The organism is Azospirillum sp. TSH20, assembly GCF_003115935.1.
Lineage (GTDB): Bacteria > Pseudomonadota > Alphaproteobacteria > Azospirillales > Azospirillaceae > Azospirillum.
In genome coordinates, this window is record NZ_LGQU01000096.1 from 118,871 (window position 1) to 138,062 (window position 19,192).

General features: G+C 67.9%; 15 protein-coding genes. 12 read left to right on the top strand and 3 right to left on the bottom strand.

All coding sequences use genetic code 11. The annotated features are described in order from the left end of the window. The first annotated feature begins 260 nt into the window (after window positions 1–260). The 10 genes from TSH20_RS24320 (at window position 261) to TSH20_RS24365 (ending at window position 13,121) form a co-directional block, all read left to right on the top strand. Complete coding sequence (locus tag TSH20_RS24320; RefSeq protein WP_109155704.1) at window positions 261–785, top strand: sigma-70 family RNA polymerase sigma factor; 525 nt, start codon at window positions 261–263, stop codon at window positions 783–785. A 101-nt stretch (window positions 786–886) separates the two neighbouring features. Beyond that, window positions 887–1,912, top strand: a complete 1,026-nt coding sequence (locus tag TSH20_RS24325) for a FecR family protein (protein ID WP_109155703.1) — start codon at window positions 887–889, stop codon at window positions 1,910–1,912. A gap of 162 nt (window positions 1,913–2,074) precedes the next feature. Further along, entirely contained in the window at window positions 2,075–4,531 is a 2,457-nt protein-coding gene (locus TSH20_RS24330; protein WP_247871130.1) for a TonB-dependent receptor, read from the top strand. 36 nt (window positions 4,532–4,567) lie between these two features. Continuing rightward, complete coding sequence (locus TSH20_RS24335) at window positions 4,568–5,716, top strand: PepSY domain-containing protein (RefSeq protein ID WP_109155702.1); 1,149 nt, start codon at window positions 4,568–4,570, stop codon at window positions 5,714–5,716. Then, on the top strand, window positions 5,713–5,898 hold the full coding sequence (locus tag TSH20_RS24340) for a hypothetical protein (RefSeq protein ID WP_109155701.1): 186 nt from the start codon (window positions 5,713–5,715) through the stop codon (window positions 5,896–5,898). Before TSH20_RS24335 ends, TSH20_RS24340 begins: the two co-directional genes overlap by 4 nt. Before the next feature lie 138 nt (window positions 5,899–6,036). Beyond that, window positions 6,037–7,902: an ABC transporter ATP-binding protein gene (locus TSH20_RS24345; protein WP_109155700.1), complete on the top strand. Its 1,866-nt coding sequence runs from the start codon at window positions 6,037–6,039 to the stop codon at window positions 7,900–7,902. Between the two features lie 50 nt (window positions 7,903–7,952). Further along, a complete protein-coding gene (locus TSH20_RS24350; RefSeq protein ID WP_109155699.1) occupies window positions 7,953–9,488 on the top strand; it encodes an ABC transporter substrate-binding protein in 1,536 nt (511 codons plus the stop codon). 98 nt (window positions 9,489–9,586) lie between these two features. Then, window positions 9,587–10,510, top strand: a complete 924-nt coding sequence (locus TSH20_RS24355; protein WP_109155698.1) for an ABC transporter permease — start codon at window positions 9,587–9,589, stop codon at window positions 10,508–10,510. A gap of 5 nt (window positions 10,511–10,515) precedes the next feature. Continuing rightward, window positions 10,516–11,370, top strand: coding sequence for an ABC transporter permease (locus tag TSH20_RS24360; protein WP_109155790.1), 855 nt, complete (start codon window positions 10,516–10,518; stop codon window positions 11,368–11,370). Then, window positions 11,367–13,121, top strand: coding sequence for a M14 family metallopeptidase (locus TSH20_RS24365; protein ID WP_109155697.1), 1,755 nt, complete (start codon window positions 11,367–11,369; stop codon window positions 13,119–13,121). Before TSH20_RS24360 ends, TSH20_RS24365 begins: the two co-directional genes overlap by 4 nt. Window positions 13,122–13,196: 75 nt before the next feature. Here the strand turns inward: TSH20_RS24365 and TSH20_RS24370 are convergent, their stop codons facing one another. Next, window positions 13,197–14,423 (bottom strand): ABC transporter substrate-binding protein, encoded by a 1,227-nt coding sequence (locus tag TSH20_RS24370; protein ID WP_109155696.1) that lies wholly within the window; start codon window positions 14,421–14,423, stop codon window positions 13,197–13,199. Between the two features lie 51 nt (window positions 14,424–14,474). Then, window positions 14,475–15,764 (bottom strand): hydroxymethylglutaryl-CoA reductase, degradative, encoded by a 1,290-nt coding sequence (locus tag TSH20_RS24375; protein WP_109155695.1) that lies wholly within the window; start codon window positions 15,762–15,764, stop codon window positions 14,475–14,477. A 246-nt stretch (window positions 15,765–16,010) separates the two neighbouring features. Between TSH20_RS24375 and TSH20_RS24380 the strand changes: the two genes are divergently transcribed. Continuing rightward, window positions 16,011–17,393: a PLP-dependent aminotransferase family protein gene (locus TSH20_RS24380; RefSeq protein WP_109155694.1), complete on the top strand. Its 1,383-nt coding sequence runs from the start codon at window positions 16,011–16,013 to the stop codon at window positions 17,391–17,393. Window positions 17,394–17,432: 39 nt separating this feature from the next. Here TSH20_RS24380 and TSH20_RS24385 read toward each other — a convergent pair whose 3' ends face one another. Continuing rightward, window positions 17,433–18,365 (bottom strand): LysR substrate-binding domain-containing protein, encoded by a 933-nt coding sequence (locus tag TSH20_RS24385; RefSeq protein ID WP_109155693.1) that lies wholly within the window; start codon window positions 18,363–18,365, stop codon window positions 17,433–17,435. Between the two features lie 111 nt (window positions 18,366–18,476). Here TSH20_RS24385 and TSH20_RS24390 point away from each other — a divergent pair. Beyond that, window positions 18,477–19,192 (top strand): sulfatase-like hydrolase/transferase (locus tag TSH20_RS24390; protein WP_146207492.1); only part of this gene is annotated, 716 nt, incomplete at its 3' end.

Genomic DNA, 19,192 nt, shown 5'->3' on the forward strand with positions numbered 1-19,192 from the left:
GGCACAGTCCATTGGCAACGGCGGATGCCCCGGCGGCGGCCTTGGTTCTGACCCCATTTCACCGCGATCCGGGCATGAAGGGCGTCCTGCGATAATAAGAATCGTTCGCATTCTAAGTTCGGTGCGGCTATACCGGTGTGACCGGCATCAAAGGCGAAGGCCCCACGGATGCCGGTCCCTTCGCATCCGCCAGTCCGCGCATCCGTGACCGATACCTGCCCCCCCGCCCTGTCCGATGACCTCCGTTCCTGGCCCGCCCGATGACCGGCCCTGTCGGCAATTGGGCGCGCAGGATCGCGGAACTGTTCGATGCGCATCGGCTGCGGGTGGAGCGTGCCATCGCCCGGCGGACCGGCGATCCGCAGACGGCGGGCGATCTGGCGCAGGATGCCTTCCTGCGGTTGGCGCGCCTGCCGGACGGCGAGGCGGTGCAGAACCCGGCCGGTCTGCTCTATGTGGTGGCCGACCGCATTGCGCTGGACCATTGCCGGGCAGCCCGGCGCCAGCGCATGCGCGAGGCGGGTCCGCCCGACGAGGAGTTGCCGGCCGCAGGTCCCGGCGCCGACGCGGTGGTGGAGCGGAACCAGACCATGGCCCGGCTTCGCGGTGCCATCGATGCCCTGCCGCCCAAGACCCGCGAGGTCTTCCTCCTCTACCATGTCGAAGGCCTGCCCTACCGCGCCATCGGCGAACGGCTCGGCATCTCCCCACGCACCGTGGAGTACCATCTGCGCACGGCGCTGGAACAATGCCGCACCCATATGAAGCGGCGCCCGCCGCGATGATCGGCAATTTCCGTTCCCCTACAGGCAATTTTCTTTGAGGGATCCGCCTCCGCCGGTCGTCTTACCAAACACGGGGCAACAGGAGCTTGCGGCAAGACGCGATGGACCATCGGGATGAACGGCAGAAGGACCCGGCAGACGAGGAGCCGGCGGACGGCGGACCGGATGGGGACCGGCTGTTCTCGGAAGCCAATGCGTGGTTCTTTCGGCTTCAGTCCGACGACCTCACCCCGGCGGAGCGCACCGCCTTCGCCGAGTGGCTGGCCCGCAGCCCGGCTCATTCCCACGCCTGGAGCGAACTGCGGACCCTCCTGCACGACCTGAAGGAACCTGCCCGTGCCGCCTATGCCGGGTCCCGCATCGCGGCCCCCCGACGCCCTGTGGCAGCCCAGGTGCGGCGCTTCGCTGCGGCGCTGGCGGTCCTGCTGGTGGCCGGCGGACTCGGCGTCTGGCGCGGACCGGCGCTCTACCAGAATGCCGTCGCCGATCAGGTGACCTCGACCGGGCAGAGGCGGACATTGGCCCTGCCGGACGGCTCCACCGCCGAGATGAACGGCGACACCGCACTGGTTCTCGATTTCCGGGATGGTGAGAGGCGAGTCCGGATTCTGCGCGGAGAGGCATGGTTCCACGTCACCCGCGACCCCGACCATCCCTTCGTCGTCGATGGCGGGGCGGGTTCCGCCCGCGTGCTGGGCACCCGGTTCAGCGTCCGGCGCGAGGACGACCGCACGACGGTCACGGTCGGGGAGGGGCTGGTGGAGGTCGCCGCCCAACGAGACGCCGACAGCCATGCCCCCTGGCCCGACAGCATCCGTCTGCACGCGGGCGAGAGCGCGGAGGCCGACTCCCACGGCATGACCGGGCCACGGGCGGTGGATCCCGCCGTCGCCTTCGCATGGCGCCAAGGCCAGATCGTCTTCCGCCAGCAGTCGCTTGCGTCGGTCATCACCGCGCTGAACCGGCAATGGCCGGGCCGCGTTATCCTGCTGAACGGCGAGGCGGCGGAGCGCGTGGTCTCCGGCGTCTTTGCGCTCGACCGGCCGGATGCCGTGTTCGATGCGCTTGAGCGCGGCCTCGGCGTGCGCGCCACCCGCGTCACCCCCTACTTGACCCTGCTTCGCTGAAAAAGTTCGGGAGGTCCGAAAAAACCTCCCAGGGATCTCCGTCTGCCCATCGTCATCACCGGGAAAGAAGAGAATGAGACGCAGTCGCAGAATGCGGCGCGGTCTCTCACCGGATGACAGAGGCGAGCGATGGAATCGGCAAAGTTTGGGCTTATGGATGTGATGATCGGACGCCGGGGCAGCGTCCATGGTGGTCGGTTCGGCCGCGTGTTCCTGGGGCGGCTGCTGGCGACGACGGTGCTGATCGCGCCGGGCCTGCTGCTGTCCAGCGTCCCCGCAGCGATGGCGCAGACGAACCCGGCCGGGGCGGTGACCTTCGCTATTGCGCCGCAATCGGTGGACGGGGCGCTCGCCGCCTTTTCCGCCGCGACACGCATCCAGGTGCTGAGCCCCGGCGCGGTGACGCAGGGCGTCAATTCCCCCGGCGTCAGCGGTTCGATGCCCGCGCGCGAGGGGCTGAACCGCCTGCTGTCCGGCACCGGGCTGGCCGCCCGCTTCCTCAACACCGAAACGGTGACGGTCGAGCGCGTGGCCGCCGGTGGCGCCATCCAGCTCGACCCGGTGCAGATCGAAGGCAGCGGGGGCGCGACCGGTCCCGGCGCCCTGCCCCCGGCCTATGCCGGCGGTCAGGTGGCGCGCGGCGGGCGCATCGGCGCGCTGGGCAACCAGGACGCGATGGACGTTCCGTTCTCCGTCACCGGCTACACCGACGAAACCATCCGCAACCAGCAGGCGGATACCGTCGCCGATGTGCTGGCCAACGACCCGGCGGTGCGCAGCGGCCTCGGTTACGGCAATTTCGCGGAGAGCTTCGTCATCCGCGGTTTCCAGCTGATGGGCGAGGATCTGTCGATCGACGGCCTCTACGGAACCGCACCGCGCCAGATCGTCGCCACCAACATGTTCGAACGGGTGGAGGTGCTGAAGGGTGCCAACGCCTTTCTGAACGGCGCGGCCCCCAGCGGGTCCGGCATCGGCGGCGGCGTGAATCTCGTGCCCAAGCGGGCGGAGGATGAACCTCTGACCCGCCTGACCGCCAGCTATACCATGGACAGCCGATTCGGCCTGTCCGCCGATGTCGGCCGCCGGTTCGGCGACGCCAACCAGTTCGGCGTGCGCGTCAACGCCGCGGTCCGCGGCGGCGAGACCGCCATCGACGACGAGGAGCGGACGCTGAAGCTCGGCTCCCTGGCGCTGGACTATCGTGGCGAGCGCACCCGCGTGACGCTCGATGTCGGCACCCAGACCCAGCGGGTGGAGCAGGGCCGCCCGGTGGTCTATTTCGGCAGCTTCGTCCCGGCGGTGCCGTCGGCTTCGCAAAACTATGCGCAGCCCTGGAGCTATTCGCAGATGCGCGACACCTTCGGCCAGATCCGTGCCGAATACGACATCCTGCCGAACCTGACCGCCTACGGCGCCTTCGGCCTGCGCAGCATGCGCGAGGACGGCGACTATGCCTCCCCCACCATCACGCGGCCCGACGGCACCGGCACCGTCAGGCGCCTGACCGTCCCGCGCGAGGATTTCACCAGCACCGGTCAGGCCGGCATCCGGGCCGACCTGCACACCGGTCCGGTCAGGCACCAGTTGAATGCCGGCGCTTCCGCGCTGCGGACGACCAACAACAACGGCTTCGAGTTCGGCACGACCACCGCCATCAACCTCTACACCATGGTCGGCTTCCCGCGCCCGGCGACGACATCTGCCAGCGGCATGGTCGGCGATCCGCCGAAGGTCAGCGAATCGGTGCTGCGCAGCGTCTATGCGTCCGATACGCTGTCGATCCTCGACGACCGGGTGATGCTCACCGCCGGCCTGCGCCAGCAGACCATCCAGGTCCGCGGCTTCAACCGCGCCAACGGCGCCCGCACCTCCGATTACGACCAGTCGGCGCTGACGCCGGTGGTCGGGCTGGTGGTGAAGCCGGTCAAGGAACTGTCGCTCTACGCCAACCGGATCGAAGGGCTGGCGCAGGGACCGACCGCCCCGTCCACGGCGGCCAATGCCGGAGAGATCTTCGAGCCCTACCGCTCCGTCCAGTATGAGGTCGGCGGCAAGCTGGACTTCGGCAGCTTCGGCGGCTCGCTGTCGCTGTTCCAGACCACCCAGCCCAGCGGCGTCACCGACGCGTTCACCCGCATCTACAGCGTGTCCGGCGAACAGCGCAACCGCGGCATCGAGCTGATGCTGTATGGCGAACCGGTGCAGGGCGTCCGGCTGCTGGGCGGCGCCACCTTCATCGATCCGGAGCTCACCGACACCGGCAGCGCCGCGACCGAGGGCAAGGACGCCGTCGGCGTTCCGCGCCACCAGTTCAATGCCAACGTCGAATGGGACCTGCCCTTCCTTCCCGCCTCCTTTCCCACCGTGACGCTGACCGGCCGCGTGATCCACACCGGGTCGCAGTATCTCAACACCGCCAACACGCTGAAGATCCCCAGTTGGACCCGCTTCGACGTCGGCGCGCGGATGATCGCCGACGTTCAGAACCGTCCGGTCACCATCCGCGCGGCGGTGGAGAACGTCACCGACAAGGCCTATTGGGCATCCGCTTATGGCGGCTACCTGAGCCAGGGCGCTCCCCTGACCGCCAAGCTGTCGCTGTCGGTCGATTTCTGAACGGTGCATTCATGACGGCGGCATGAGGAGTGCCCGATGACCAACCGAACCATCCGGATTTGGACGCTGATCCACAAATGGACCAGCCTGATCTGCACGGTCTTCATGCTGCTGCTGTGCCTGACCGGCCTGCCGCTGATCTTCCATGACGAGATCGAGGCGCTGACGGCGGAGGACAACCTTCCGCTCCTGCCGGCCGAGACGCCGTTGAAATCCTTGGACGAGGCGGTTGCCTCGGCGCTGGCCACATATCCCGGCGAACGTCCGCTGTTCCTCAGCTTCGACGAGGATCGGCCGGTGGTGAACGTCACGACCGGCCCGACCGCCCGCCCGCCGGTGTCGCAGATGCACATCTCCGCCATCGACCTGCGCACCACGCGGATCCTGGCCGACCTGAATGACGACGAGGGCTTCATGCATGTGATGCTGCGCCTGCATGTGGACTTGTTCGCCGGGCTGCCCGGCGAGCTTTTCCTCGGCTTCATGGGCTTCCTGCTGTTCCTCGCCACCCTGTCCGGCGTGGTGATCTATGCTCCTTTCATGCGCAAGCTGCCCTTCGGCACCGTGCGGGCCGGGCGCAGCAGGCGGCTGAAATGGCTTGATCTGCACAACATGCTGGGGATCGTCACGCTGATGTGGGTGATGGTGGTCGGGCTGACCGGCGTCATCAACACCCTGTCGGTGCCGCTGGTCGCCTATTGGCGATCCAACGAGCTGGCGGCGATGATCGCCCCCTATGAAGGCAAGCCGGTGCCGGAACGCTTCGCCTCCGTCGACGCGGCCGTCCGCACAGCGATGGAGGCCGCCCCCGGCATGCGCCCGCAGTTCGTCGCCTTCCCCGGCGTGCGATTTTCCAGCAACCATCATTACGCGGTGTGGCTGAAGGGAGCCACGCCGGCCACCAACCGGATCCTGACCCCCGCCCTGATCGACGCGGAAACCGGGGCCTTCACCGATATGCGCTCCATGCCCTGGTACATGCTGGCGCTGCGGCTGTCGCAGCCACTGCATTTCGGCGATTACGGCGGGCTGCCGATGAAGGTCCTATGGGCGGTGCTGGACGTGCTGACCATCGTCATCCTCGGCAGCGGCCTGTATCTGTGGATCGCCCGCCGCCGCGGCGCACAGGAACAGGCCGGCGCAAGCCCCGGCCTGCGCGCCGTCTCCGGGGAGGCCGCGGAATGAAGCCGCGCGCTCCCCTCCCCCTGCCGGCGATCTTCGGCATTCCAATCGCAATCGCGCTCGTCACCACCGCCGGGCTGGTCACCGCCCTGCTGGACGACGGCCTGGTGGACGCGTTGTCCTGGGCGGCGCTGTCCGTCCCCGTGCTGGCCGCGGTCCGGGCTTGGCGGAGGCGCGAGCGCTGACGGCTCCCCCGACACCACGGTGGGGACCGGATGATAACATCCGGCACGGTTATCGATCCGAAATAATGCATTGACGGAACTGGTGGATCCGGGAAACCTCAGTCTCTTGACAATAGGGACACCAAGGTTCCGCGCCCGATGCAGTCGCCCACCCGGAACGCCTCTCCAACCCCCGCACAGCAGGTCACGCCACCTTTGCTCAGCGTCGAGGACCTGTCCGTCGCCTTCGGCGGACAACGCGTCATCGAGGATCTGAGCTTCCGTGTTGATCCGGGACGGACGCTGGCGATCGTCGGCGAGTCGGGGTCGGGCAAGTCGGTGACGTCGCTGTCGGTGATGCGGCTCGCCGACATGGTGGGGGCGCAATACCCCACCGGCCGCATCCTGTTCCAGGGCAGCCAGGGGCCGCGCGACCTGCTGACAGCCACGCAGAAGGAGATGCGGGCGATCCGCGGCAAGGAGATCGCCATGATCTTCCAGGAGCCGATGACCTCGCTGAACCCCGTCTTCACCATCGGCGACCAGATCGGCGAAACGCTGATCCTGCACGAAGGCATGGGCAAGGCCGCAGCAGCGGAGGAGGGCCGGCGACTGCTCGACATGGTCCGCCTGCCGGATGCCGCCCAGATCCTGAAGCGCTACCCGCACCAGCTCTCGGGCGGCATGCGCCAGCGGGTGATGATCGCCATGGCGCTGGCCTGCCGGCCCAGGCTGCTGATCGCGGACGAACCGACGACCGCGCTCGACGTGACGATCCAGGCGCAGATCCTGACCATCATGCGCGACCTGCAGGCCGAACTCGGCATGGCGATGATGTTCATCACCCACGATATGGGTGTGGTGGCCGAGATGGCGGACGACGTCGTCGTCATGTGGAAGGGCCGCAAGGTCGAGGAGGGTCGCGCCGCCGACCTCTTCGCCACCCCGCGCCAGCCCTATACACGCGCGCTGCTGGCCGCAGTGCCGCGGCTTGGCGCCATGGCGGGACAGGATCACCCCCGCCGCCTGCCGCTGACCGTTCTCGACGGCGACCACGTCACCACCGTGGGCGAGGCCCGGGTGCAGGACACGGCCGACTACGGCGCAGCCCCCCTTCTGTCGGTCCGCGATCTGTCCGTCCGGTTCAAGTCCAGGACCAACTGGCTCGGCCGCGCCACGCATCAGGTCCATGCGGTGACGCAGGTCTCCTTCGACATCCATCCGGGCGAAACGCTGGCGCTGGTCGGCGAGTCCGGCTCCGGCAAATCGACGATCGGGCGCACCATCCAACAGTTGCAGGAGGCGACCTCGGGCCGCATTTCGTTCCGCGGCCGGCCGCTGTCGGAGATGGGGGCGGCGGACCGCAACCGGCTGCGGCGCGACGTCCAGTACATCTTCCAGGATCCCTTCGCGTCGCTCGACCCACGCAAGACGGTCGGCTTCTCGATCGCGGAGCCGATCCGCACCCATGGTCTGCTTGACGGCGAGCGGGAGATCCGCAAACGGGTGGACGGCCTGCTGGAGCGGGTCGGACTCGCCCCCGCCCACGCCGCCCGCTACCCGCACGAATTTTCCGGTGGCCAGCGCCAGCGCGTTTGCATCGCCCGCGCGCTCGCCTCCGACCCCAAACTGATCATTGCCGACGAGGCGCTGTCGGCGCTCGACGTGTCGATCCAGGCGCAGGTCATCAACCTGTTCATGGACCTTCAGGCCGAACGCGGCCTCGCCTATCTTTTCATCAGCCACGACATGGCGGTGGTGGAGAAGATGAGCCACCGTGTGGCCGTCCTCTTCCTCGGCCAGATCATGGAGATGGGAAGCCGGCGGCAGATTTTCGAAAGCCCGGCGCACGACTACACGCGCCGCCTGCTGTCCGCTGTCCCGGTCGCCGACCCCTCGCGGCGGAGCCGCCGGGCCCTGCTGGACGGGGAAATCCCGAGCCCGGTCCGCGCCGTCGGCGACGATCCCGCGGTCCTGCCGCTGGAAGAGGTGCAGCCGGGGCATTTCGTCCGCCGGAGCGCATGACCCGGCGCCCTCGTCAACCAACAACAACCATCGATCAAGGAACAGGCGTCATGGCATTGGGATTGAAGGGGATCAAGGTTGCATTCATGGCGGCGCTGCTGGCTGGGGCGGCCTTCGTGGCGACGCCGGCGGACGCCGCCGGGAAGCTGACGATCTCGTCGCCGCAGGATCCCGGAAGCTGGGACCCGATCGACACCTTCCTGGTCAACTGGGCCTCGGTCGGCACCAACATCTTCGACGGTCTGACCTACCGCGGCCCGGACCGCAAGCTGGTGCCGGGGCTGGCGGAATCCTGGACCGAGATGGACGGCGGCAAGCGCATCCGCTTCAAGCTGCGCGGCGGCGTGACCTTCCACAACGGCGAGCCGTTCAACGCCGCCGCCGTGAAGTTCACCTTCGACCGGCTGCTGGGCGAGGAAGGGGCGAAGGGGCCGCAGCGCTCCAACTACATCGCCATCGACAGCGTCGAGGTGATCGACGACACCACCGTCGATCTCAAGCTGAAGGCGCCCGACCCGGTCCTGCTGACCAAGCTGGCCGGCTATGGCGCGATGATCGTCCCGCCGAACTACATCAAGGAGAAGGGCGACGCCTTCTTCAACGTCAACCCGGTCGGCACCGGGCCGTTCAAGTTCGTCTCCTACGCCCCAAAGACCGGCATCAAGCTGGAGGCCAACCCCAACTACTGGGGCGGCGCGCCGAAGCTGTCGGAGGTCGAATACCGCTTCATCACCGAACCGGCCACGGCGGTCGCCGAGCTTCAGGCCGGCCGCGTCGACGTCGTCCTGCCGCCAACCATTCCCATCGGCATGGTCCCGGTCATCCAGGCCGACCCGAAGCTGACGCTGCTCAGCGTGCCGGGGCCGACGGTGGACGCGCTGCGTTTCAACACCAAGAGCGGCATCACCGCCGACCCGCGGGTGCGCAAGGCGCTGATCATGGCGGTGGACCGCGCCGCCATCGTCAAGTCGATCCTGGCCGGCCAGGCGTCGGAAATCGCCAGCTTCCAGGGCGAGCTGTCCTTCGGCTACGACCCGGCGCTGAAGCCGCTGCCCTTCGATCCCAAAGGCGCGCAGGCCCTGCTGGCCCAGGCCGGGGTGAAGCCGGGCGCCACGGTGCAGATCGACATCCGCGGCAACGACGCCACGATGAACGAGGTGGCCCAGGCCGTCGCCGCCTATCTGGGCGCCGTCGGCGTCGTCGCGACGATCAAGCCGTATGAGACCAACGTGCTGCTGAACGACATCATCCCGCAGGGCAAGACCGGCGCGATGTTCCAGCAGAAATGGGGCGGCTGGACCTTCGACTACGACAACACCGCCTACGCCATGTACCATTCCGGCGAGAAGTGGAACCCGTACGAGCAGGACGCCGATCTGGACAAGCTGCTGGAATCGCAACGCGCCATCACCGACGTGGCGGAGCGCGAGCGCATCCTGAAGCAGATCGCGCACACCGTCGCCGACAAGGCGCTGGAGATGCCGCTCTACAACTCCAACGCCATCTACGGCGTCGCCAAGCGGGTCAAGAACTTCCCGCCGGCCTCGGACAACCGTCCGAAGCTGACCGAGGTGACGGTGGACTGACCGCCCGTCCGGCACCGCCCTTCCCCCTCGGGGAGCGGCGGCGCCGGTTGTGGTTTTGCTCCATTTTATCAGGCCCGTTTTTTCCAGGGTGGCACGTTTTGGCCGGTTTCCTTCTCAAGCGCCTGATCCAGGCGATCTTCGTCATGGTGGTGGTGACGCTGGTCGTCTCCTTCGCGATCCGCCTGACGGGCGACCCGGCCCTGATGCTGACGCAAGGGGCGGGCAGCATCACCGAACAGGACCTGGAGCGCATCCGTGAGGCGCTGGGGGTCAACCGGCCCTTCCTCGTCCAGTATGGCGGCTTCCTGACCGGACTGCTGCGGTTCGACTTCGGGAACAGCTTCCTTGGCGGCACCCCGGTGTCGCGGCTGATCGCCGACGCGCTGCCGGCCACGCTGCTGCTGGCGCTGATATCGATGGCCGTTTCCATCGCCCTGTCCATCCCGCTCGGCATCCGGGCGGCGACGGCGCGGGGCGGGGTCGCCGATCAGGCGATCCGCATCCTGTCGCTGGTCGGCCTGTCGGTGCCCAACTTCTGGCTGGCGACGATGCTGGTGCTGCTGTTCGCCATCACATTGGGCTGGCTGCCGCCGAGCGGGATGGAAAGCCCCTCCAACTTCGTTCTGCCGGCGGTCACCATGGGCGTCATCCTGACCGCGACCAACGTGCGGCTGGTGCGCAGCGCCATGCTGGAAACCCTGCAGTCGCAGTATGTCATGGTGGCGCGCGCCAAGGGGCTGAGCGAGGGCAAGGTCCTCTACAAGCACGCGCTGCGCAACTGCGCCATCCCGCTGATCACCTATTTCGGCTTGCAGTTCGGCGGCCTGCTGGGCGGCATCGTCGTGGTGGAGCGCGTCTTCAACTGGCCGGGGCTCGGCACGTTGGCCTTCGACGCGGTGGCCGCGCGCGACTACCCGGTGCTTCAGGGCGTCATCACCGTCCTGTCGCTGATGATCGTCGGCGTCAACCTGCTGGTCGACATCGCCTATGGGCTGGTCGATCCGCGCATCCGGACCTCGTGACCGCCATGGCCGCTGCGCTCTCCTTCCTGCGCTCCCCGCGCTTCCGCAACCTGGAATTCCTGCTCGGCGCGTCGCTGACCCTGGTCATCTGCCTGGCCGTGCTCTTTTCCGACCAGCTGTTCCCCGGGGGTGCGGACAAGATGGACCTGCTTGCCCGTTTGTCCCCGCCCTTCCAGACTGCGGCGCACCCGCTGGGCACCGACCCCCTGGGGCGGGACGTGCTGGCCCGCGTGGTTGCGGGCGGCAAGATCTCGCTGCTGGTCGGTTTCGTCTCGGTCGCTGGGGCGGCAGTGATCGGCGTGCTGATGGGCCTGATCTCCGGCTATTACCGCGGCATCTGCGACATCGTGGTGATGCGCTTCGCCGACGTGCAGCTGGCACTGCCCTTTATCCTGCTGGCGATCACCTTCATCGCCATCGTCGGCGGCAGCCTGACCAACACCATCATCCTGCTGATTGTGTCGCAGTGGGTGCAGTACGCACGCCTCGTCCGCGGCTCCGTCCTGGCATTGCGCGAGCGGGAGTTCATCCAGTCCGCCCGCGCCATCGGGGTGAAGGATTGGCGGATCATCGTCCAGCACCTGCTGCCGAACCTGATCGGCCCGGTGATCGTGCTGCTGACGCTGAACGTCGCCAACAACATCCTGCTGGAAAGCAGCCTGACCTTCCTCGGGCTCGGCATCGATCCGACCATCCCCAGTTGGGGCGGCATGCTGGCCTCAGGGCGCACCTATCTCCAGGTCGCTTGGTGGGTCAGCGTCTTCCCCGGCCTTGCCATTCTTCTGACCGTGCTGGGCCTGAACCTGCTCGGCGACTGGCTGCGCGACAGCCTCGATCCCACCGGGAGAACGTCTCGATGACCGTCCTGTTCGAAGCCTCGTTCGAGCGGACGCTCGACCGGCTGTGCGCCCAGCTGAACGGCGGCGCCCAGAGCGGCAATCTGGTGGAGGCCTGGACCTTCGACGACGCGCGAAGCCGCCGGGCCACCGAACGGCGCCTCGCGGAGCGCGGCGTGTCCGCCCGCCTTCGCAGCGCCTACAAGCCCCTGCTGCATTTCTTCCTGGAGGAAGTGCAGCGGCGCGATCTGGCCGCCGTGACCGTCGCCTATCCGGTCCACCAGCAGGCGCCGGCGAACCGCTTCCTGCTGGAGGCCTATCCGCTGGCCGCCCTGCTGGACGGGGTGGAGGTGGCGTTCCGCCCGCGGGCGGACAGCGCGTTCCATTACGACGTGACGCTGACCTTCAAGGACGGCCGGCGGGAGGAGCAGCGGGTGGCCGCGCCCAACCGCGTCCACACCGACATGGCGGGGGAGACAAGCGTATCGCCGACCGGTTGGCTGCGCCTGGGCAACAATGAGGACGGGGAAAGGCTGGAGACCGATTACGAGCGGCTGTTCGAAGCCGCCATGACGGCGATCATTGCCCACCCCTGGGCCGGCGGGGAGCCCTATTTCGAGGAACTGAGCATCCGCGCCGACTATCCGGCAGAGGACGAACCGCTGGGCTTCGCCGACGAGGTTGTGAGCCTGCGCGAGGCCTTGCACGAGGACTTCTACTTCTCCCTGCTGGAGGTGTTCCAGCGCAAGTCCGGCCGGCCGCTCGGCGACCGCGGGCTGAAGCCGGGCCAGATCGCACCGGATATCGGGCTGAGCGACGGCGTGGTGCGGGTGCGGGTGGAGTTGCGTCCCCTGTCATGCGACGCCGCCACGGCCGCCGACGAGCCACTCGACGCCCCGTTGCTGGACAGCGCCGCCGCTCCGATCGGGGACGCGGCAATCCGTGCCGGGCTGGAGCGGATCGGCGGCGAGCCGTTCGAGGCGGGGACGCGCAGCGGGCGCCGGGTGCTCGCCCGCTATGTGCGGGGCAGCGACGCGCCGGTGATGATCAGCGGCGGCCAGCACGCGAACGAGACGACCGGCGTGGCGGGCGCCCTGCGCGCGGCAAGCCGGCTGGCGCAGCGTCCGGGGGCGCACTTCACCGTTTCGCCCCTGGAGAACCCAGACGGCTACGCCCTGCATCAGCGGCTGCGGACCGACAATCCACGCCACATGCACCATGCGGCGCGCTACACCGCGCTCGGCGACGACCTGGAATACCGCAACCCTGTGGAGGCCGGCCCCCATCTCAATGAAAAGGCCATCCGGCTGGAGGCGGAACGGTTGAGCGGTGCCCGTCTCCACCTGAACCTGCACGGCTACCCCTCGCATGAATGGACCCGGCCGCTGTCGGGCTATGTACCGCGCAACTTCGCCCTGTGGACCCTGCCCAAGGGATTCTTCCTGGTGATGCGCCACCATGCGGGTTGGGAGACGGCGGCGGAGCGCCTGCTCGACCGGGTGACGGCGCATCTGGCCACAATTCCGGAGTTGGCGGCCCGCAACGCCGAACAGATCGCGCTCTACGAAATCCATGCCGGCGAAACCGGATTCCGCCTCATCAACGGCTTCCCTTGCCTGTCATCACTGGATGAACGCAGCACGGTGCCGGTGACGTTGATCACCGAATATCCGGACGAGACCATCTACGGCGATGCCTTCATCCAGGGTCACACCGCGCAGATGGCGACGGTGCTTGCCGCCTACGAGGCCTGGCAGGAGCTTGTCGTGAGCTGACAGGCTCCATCATGGCATGCCCAGGCCCACGAGAGTGGGCCTGGGGCTGTCGATTAAGCCGGGCCGGTGACCCGCTTACTTCTCCACCAGCGGGCAGCCACCTTCAGACAGCGGGCGGAACGCTTCGGGGCCGGGGATGGTCTTGACCAGCTTGTAGAAGTCCCAAGGTCCCTTCGACTCTTCGGGTTTCTTGACCTCGAAGAACAGCATGTCGTGGACCGCCCGGCCGTCAACGCGAACGCTGCCCTTGCCGAACAGGGGATCGTCGGTCGGCAGGTCCCGCATCTTGGCGGCGACGACGGTGGCGTCGGTGCTGTTCGCCGCCTTGACCGCCTTCAGGTAATGGAGGGCGCCGGCATAGACGCCGGCCTGGTTGCCGGTGGGACGGCGCCCGTCCATCCGGGCGGCGAAGCGGTCGGCGAAGGCGCGGGTGCCGGGATTCAGATCCCAATAGAAGGCCTCGGTCAGATACAGTCCCTGCGCATCCTTCAATCCGACGGCGGCGACGTCGCTCAGCTGCATCAGCAAGGCGGCCAGCCTCTGGCCGCCGGCGGTGATGCCGAACTCGGTCGCCTGCTTGACCGACCCGATGGTGTCGCCCACGGCGTTGGCCAGCCCGATGACCTGCGCGCCGCTGCCCTGCGCCTGTAGCAGGTAGGAGGAGAAATCGGACGCGTTTGGCGGATGGCGAACGCTGCCGACGATGGTGCCGCCCATGCTCTTGACCACCGCCGAGGCATCGCGCTCCAGCGCATGACCGAAGGCGTAGTCGGCGGTCATGAAGAACCAGCGCTTGCCGCCGCTCTCCGTCACCGCCCGCGCCGTGCCATTGGCCAGCGCCCAGGTATCGTAGGTCCACTGGATGGTATTGGGGGAGCATTTCGGGCCGGTCAGCTCCGTCGTACCGGGACCGGATGCGATGAAGACGGCCTTGGAGTTGCGCGTCACCTCATTCACCGCCAGCGCCACCGACGAGAAGGGCACGTCCAGAATCGCGTCGACATGCTCCTGGTCCAGCCAACGGCGCGCGGTGGCGGCGCCGATGTCGGGCTTGTTCTGGTGGTCCGCGTGGATGACCTCGATGGTGACGCCGGGCAACTCCTTGGCGAAATCCTCCGCCGCCAGCTCCGCAGCCACCACCGAGCCCCGGCCGGTGCTGTCGGATGCGAAGCCGCTCATATCGGTCAGCACCCCCAGCTTTACCCGTTGGGACGCGATCTCGGCCGATGCCGGGACGGTGCCGATCGACAATGCGACGAGGCTGGCCGCGGCCATGCCGGCCAGCGTGTATCCGGTCTTCATCAAGGTCCTCCCCTTATTCATTTTGATGCTCTACGGTTTTGCCCGCTGCCGTCAGGCGCCGGAAACTCCACCACGCAGGTCCCGCAGGACCTCCTGGGCGATGTCCTGGCGCACGCTGCCGCGCTGCACCAGCGCAGCGGCGACGCGATCGATCTCGTCGCCGACCGCGCCGGCCATCATCGCGATGTTCTGGGCGTGCAGAGCCATGTGGCCTTTCTGGATGCCGGTGGTCGCCAGCGCCTTCAGCGCCGAGAAGTTCTGTGCCAGCCCAACCGCGGCGATGATGCGGGCGAGACGTTCGGCGCTGGTCACGCCGAGGATCGCCAGACAGGCCTGCGCCGTCGGATGCGCCTTGGTGGCGCCACCGATCAGCCCGACCGCCATCGGCAGTTCGATGGAGCCGCTGAGCTGTCCGTCGGCGGTTACCTCGAAGCGGGTCAGGCTGCCATACTGGCCGCTGCGGGCGGCAAAGGCATGGGCGCCGGCCTCCACCGCACGGGTGTCGTTGCCGGTCGCCAGCACGACGGCGCTGACGCCGTTCATGATCCCCTTGTTGTGGGTGGCGGCGCGATACGGGTCGGCGGCTGCGAAGTGATAGGCGCTGATGATGCCATCGCGCACCGACTCGCCGCCAATCTGGTCGAGCGGCCACACCGCATGCGCCCGCGCCAGCCGGCGGTCGGCCAGATTGGACAGGATGCGCAGATACACCCGGCCGCCGCTCCAGGCGGCGATGTGGGGGGCCAGCTTCTCCGCCATGCTGTTGACGGCGTTGGCGCCCATCGCGTCGCGGGTATCGACGATCAGATGGGTCACCAGCATCGGGCCGCCCTGGCTGTCGAGCACACGCACCTCGACGTCGCGGAAGCCGCCGCCGAAGGACAGCAGTACCGGGTCGCAGCCGTCGCAGATCGCCTTGATCTCCTCGCGCCGCCCGAGGATGCGCAGGCGGGCCGCGTGGGGGTCGGCCACATCGACCGCCTGGATCTGGGCGATCATCAACGTGCCGGACATCGAGGTGGTGAAGCCGCCGGCGTCATAGCATTGCCGGGCCGCGTTGCAGACCGCGGCGACGACCGACGACTCCTCCGTTGCCATCGGGATCAGCACATCCTCGCCGTCGACCCTCATATTGGTCGCGACTCCCAGCGGGATGTTCATCGACCCGATCACGTTCTCGACCAGACGGTCGGCAAGGCCCAGATCCAGGTTCCCGGTGTCCGACAGCCGCGCTGCGGCCGCCGCATCGAGGCCGGCGAAGTCCGAGACGATGCCCAAGCGCTCCGCCGGCGATTTCTTGTGGAATCCGGAGATGCGGGAACTGCGGGTGGTGTCGATCATTCCTGAACCCTGTCGTACACTTTGTGGATGCATCCCCCTCCGGCGCCGCACGGCGGCGCGCACCGGATGGAGCAATGAGGGCGGGACAATGCTGGTGCTGGTTGAACGGGCGCCGCGGGCTTCCCCACCATCACCATTCGTTCCATTGATGATCAGTGATACAAAGGGACGACACAAGGGACAGTTTCCCGAAATCTCCGGGACACTGTACCAGCGCATTCATTGGGACACTGAAGCGGTGACGCGATGACACGGGTGGGCAGCATCGTCGACAGGATCGCCGGCCTGATCGGCGAGGGCCTGTTGAAACCGGGGGAGCGCCTCCTGTCGGTGCGGGCCGGCGCCGTCGAGCACGGCGTCTCGAAGAACACGATGGCGGAGGCCTACGACCGTCTGGTGGCGCTGGGCCATGTCGAGGCGAAGCAGGGGGCCGGCTATTATGTCGCCCGCGTCCGCCACGCGGCGGTCGGACAGCAGTCCGCCCATGTCGCAGAGGCGGTGGACTTCGTGTCGCTGCTGCGCGAACAGCTGGTGCAGAGCTATGCCGTGCGGATCGGCGACGGCCGCCCGCCGCCGTCCTGGATGGAGCGGTTCGAGGTCGGCGGCAATCCGAGATTCACGGCCGCAAGCCGCGGCCTGACGCCGGACCACGGCTACGGCTCCCCCTGGGGCTTCCTGCCGTTGCGGGAGCGGCTGGCGCTGACGCTCGGCGAACGATCGATCACGGCGTCGCCGGACCAGATCCTGCTGACCCAGGGCGCCAACCACGCACTCGACCTCGTGGCCCGCCAGATGCTGGAACCGGGGGACACGGTGCTGGTCGACAGCCCCGGCTATTATCCACTGTTCGGCAAGCTCCGGCTGTCGCGCATCAACATCGTTGGCGTCCAGCGGCGTCACGACGGCCCCGACCTTGACGATCTCGCCGCCAAGGCCGCCGCCCACAAGCCGAAGCTGTTCTTCACCCAGTCGCTGGCGCACAACCCGACCGGCGGCTCGATCACGCCCGCCGTCGCGCACCGCCTGCTGCGGATTGCCGAACAGCACGGCCTGTACGTCGTCGAGGACGACCCCTTCGCCGATGTCCTGCCCGCCGCCAGCCCGCGCCTCGCCGCGCTCGACCAGCTGGAGCGGGTCATCTATGTCGGCACCTTCTCGAAGACCCTGTCGGCCAGCCTGCGTGTCGGCTATGTCGCAGCGAAACGCCCGCTGATCGACCGGCTGTGCGACGTCAAGATGCTGACCGTCGTCAGCACCTCCGACTATGTCGAGCGGATCGTCTACGCCTTCATCGCCTCCGGCCAATATCTCCGGCACCTGCGCCGGCTGAAGACGCTGATCGGGGAGCATACGGAAAAGGCGACGCTCGCCCTGACCCGCATCGGCGTCCGACTGCCGCCGGCTGCACCCGGCGGATATTACCTGTGGGGCGAGCTTCCCGACCACATCGACGAGGCGGAACTGGTACGCCAAGCTGCGGAACAGGGGATTTTCCTGGCGCCCGGCACGCTGTTCCTGCCGACGCGGACGGCCACTGCGCCGGCGATGCGGATCAACATCGCCTACGCCGACGACCCCCGCTTCATCGCATTTCTCGGCGACCGTCTGCACCCACAGGGCGCGCGGTAACCGGCGCCGCGGCGACCCGCCGCTTCGCCACAACGGGCACTATCTGCGGTCGCCATCCCGGCGGCTTTCCTCGATGACCCAGCGGCGGAAGCGGTCGCGACGCTCATCCGGCTTGCGCCGGCTGGAGACGACGAGGAAATAGCCCCGTTCCGTCTGGATCGGCCGGTCGATCAGGGCAACCAGATGCCCGTCCCGCATCAGCTCGGCAATCAGCGGGCTCCATCCCAGCGCCACCCCCTGGCCCATCAGGGCAGCCTGCAGGACCAGCGGGTAATTGTTGAAGGTCAGATCATGGCCGCCGGCCGGCACGGGCAGCCCGTGCAGGGTGAACCAGTCACTCCAGGACAGCCAGGCGGCTGGCCCGACGCTTTCCAGATGCAGGAGCGGCAGGGATGACAGATCGGCCGGGGAAGCGGCGACCCCAGCGTCAAACGGGGCGCGGCTCGCCCGGAAGGCAGGGCTGCAGACCGGCAGGACCCGCTCGGGGAACAGGAGTTCCGCCTCGCAGGCGGGCCAATGGCCGTGACCGAAGGTGATGGCGATGTCCGCCGCCTCGCGGCGCAGGTCGATCGCGTTCTGCGTCGTCACGATCCGCACATCCAGCTCGGGCAAAAGTTGGCGCAGGGCGCCGAGACGCGGCAGCAGCCAGCCGGAGGCGAAACCGAAGTCGGTGGCGACGTTCAGAACGCCCGGCCGTTGCCGATCGCGGATGCGGGTCACCGCATCGCCGATGCCGTCCAGCGCCTCACGCGTCGCCTCGTAGAGCCGCACGCCGTCCGGCGTCAGCGCAACTCCGCGGTGCAGGCGACGGAACAGCGCCGTCCCCAGATCGGCCTCCAGCCAGCCGATCTGGTGGCTGACGGCCGATTGGGTGCAGGCAAGCTCGCGGGCGGCAGCGCTGAAGCTGAGCAGCCGGCCGGCCGCCTCGAAGAAAAGCAGGGTGCGCAGCGGCGGCAGGCGGTCCTTTCCCATGAGCGGCCTTCATACCGGCATGATGAGACAGGGGCTTCACGCCCGCTGTTGGGTGCGTCAATTCTATCGTTCTCGAACGATCTGTCCATAAACGGTATGAAGTAGGCGGATATGGCACGGCGCCCCAACATCCTCATCCTCATGGCCGACCAGATGATCCCGCAGGCGCTCGGCGCCTACGGCAACCCGACGGTACGGACGCCGCACATCGACCGCTTGGCGGAGGGCGGCGTGGTGTTCGACAGCGCCTACTGCAACAGCCCGCTCTGCGCGCCCTCGCGCTATGTCTTCCTGTCCGGGCGGTTGCCCTCGGCCATCGGCGGCTACGACAACGCCGCCGAATTTCCCTCCGCGGTCCCCACTTTTGCCCATTACCTGCGGCTGGCCGGCTACCAGACCATTCTGTCCGGCAAGATGCATTTCTGCGGGGCCGACCAGCTTCACGGCTTCGAGGAACGGCTGACCACCGACATCTATCCGGCCGATTTCGGCTGGACGCCGGACTGGACCCGGCCCCAGGAGCGGCCGAGCTGGTATCACAACATGAGTTCGGTGCGCGACGCCGGCCCCTGCCTGCGCACCAACCAGCTCGACTTCGACGAGGAGGTGGTTTTCACCTCGGAGCGCAAGCTGTACGACATCGCCCGTGGCCGGCGGGAGCGCCCCTTCTGCTTTGTGGTATCACTGACCCATCCGCACGACCCCTACGCCATCACCGAACGCTACTGGAACCGCCACACCGACGCGGAGGTGCCGCTGCCGCGCGTCACCCTGCCGCCCGACGCGATGGACCCGCATTCACGGCGGTTGCGCCCTGTCTGCGCGAT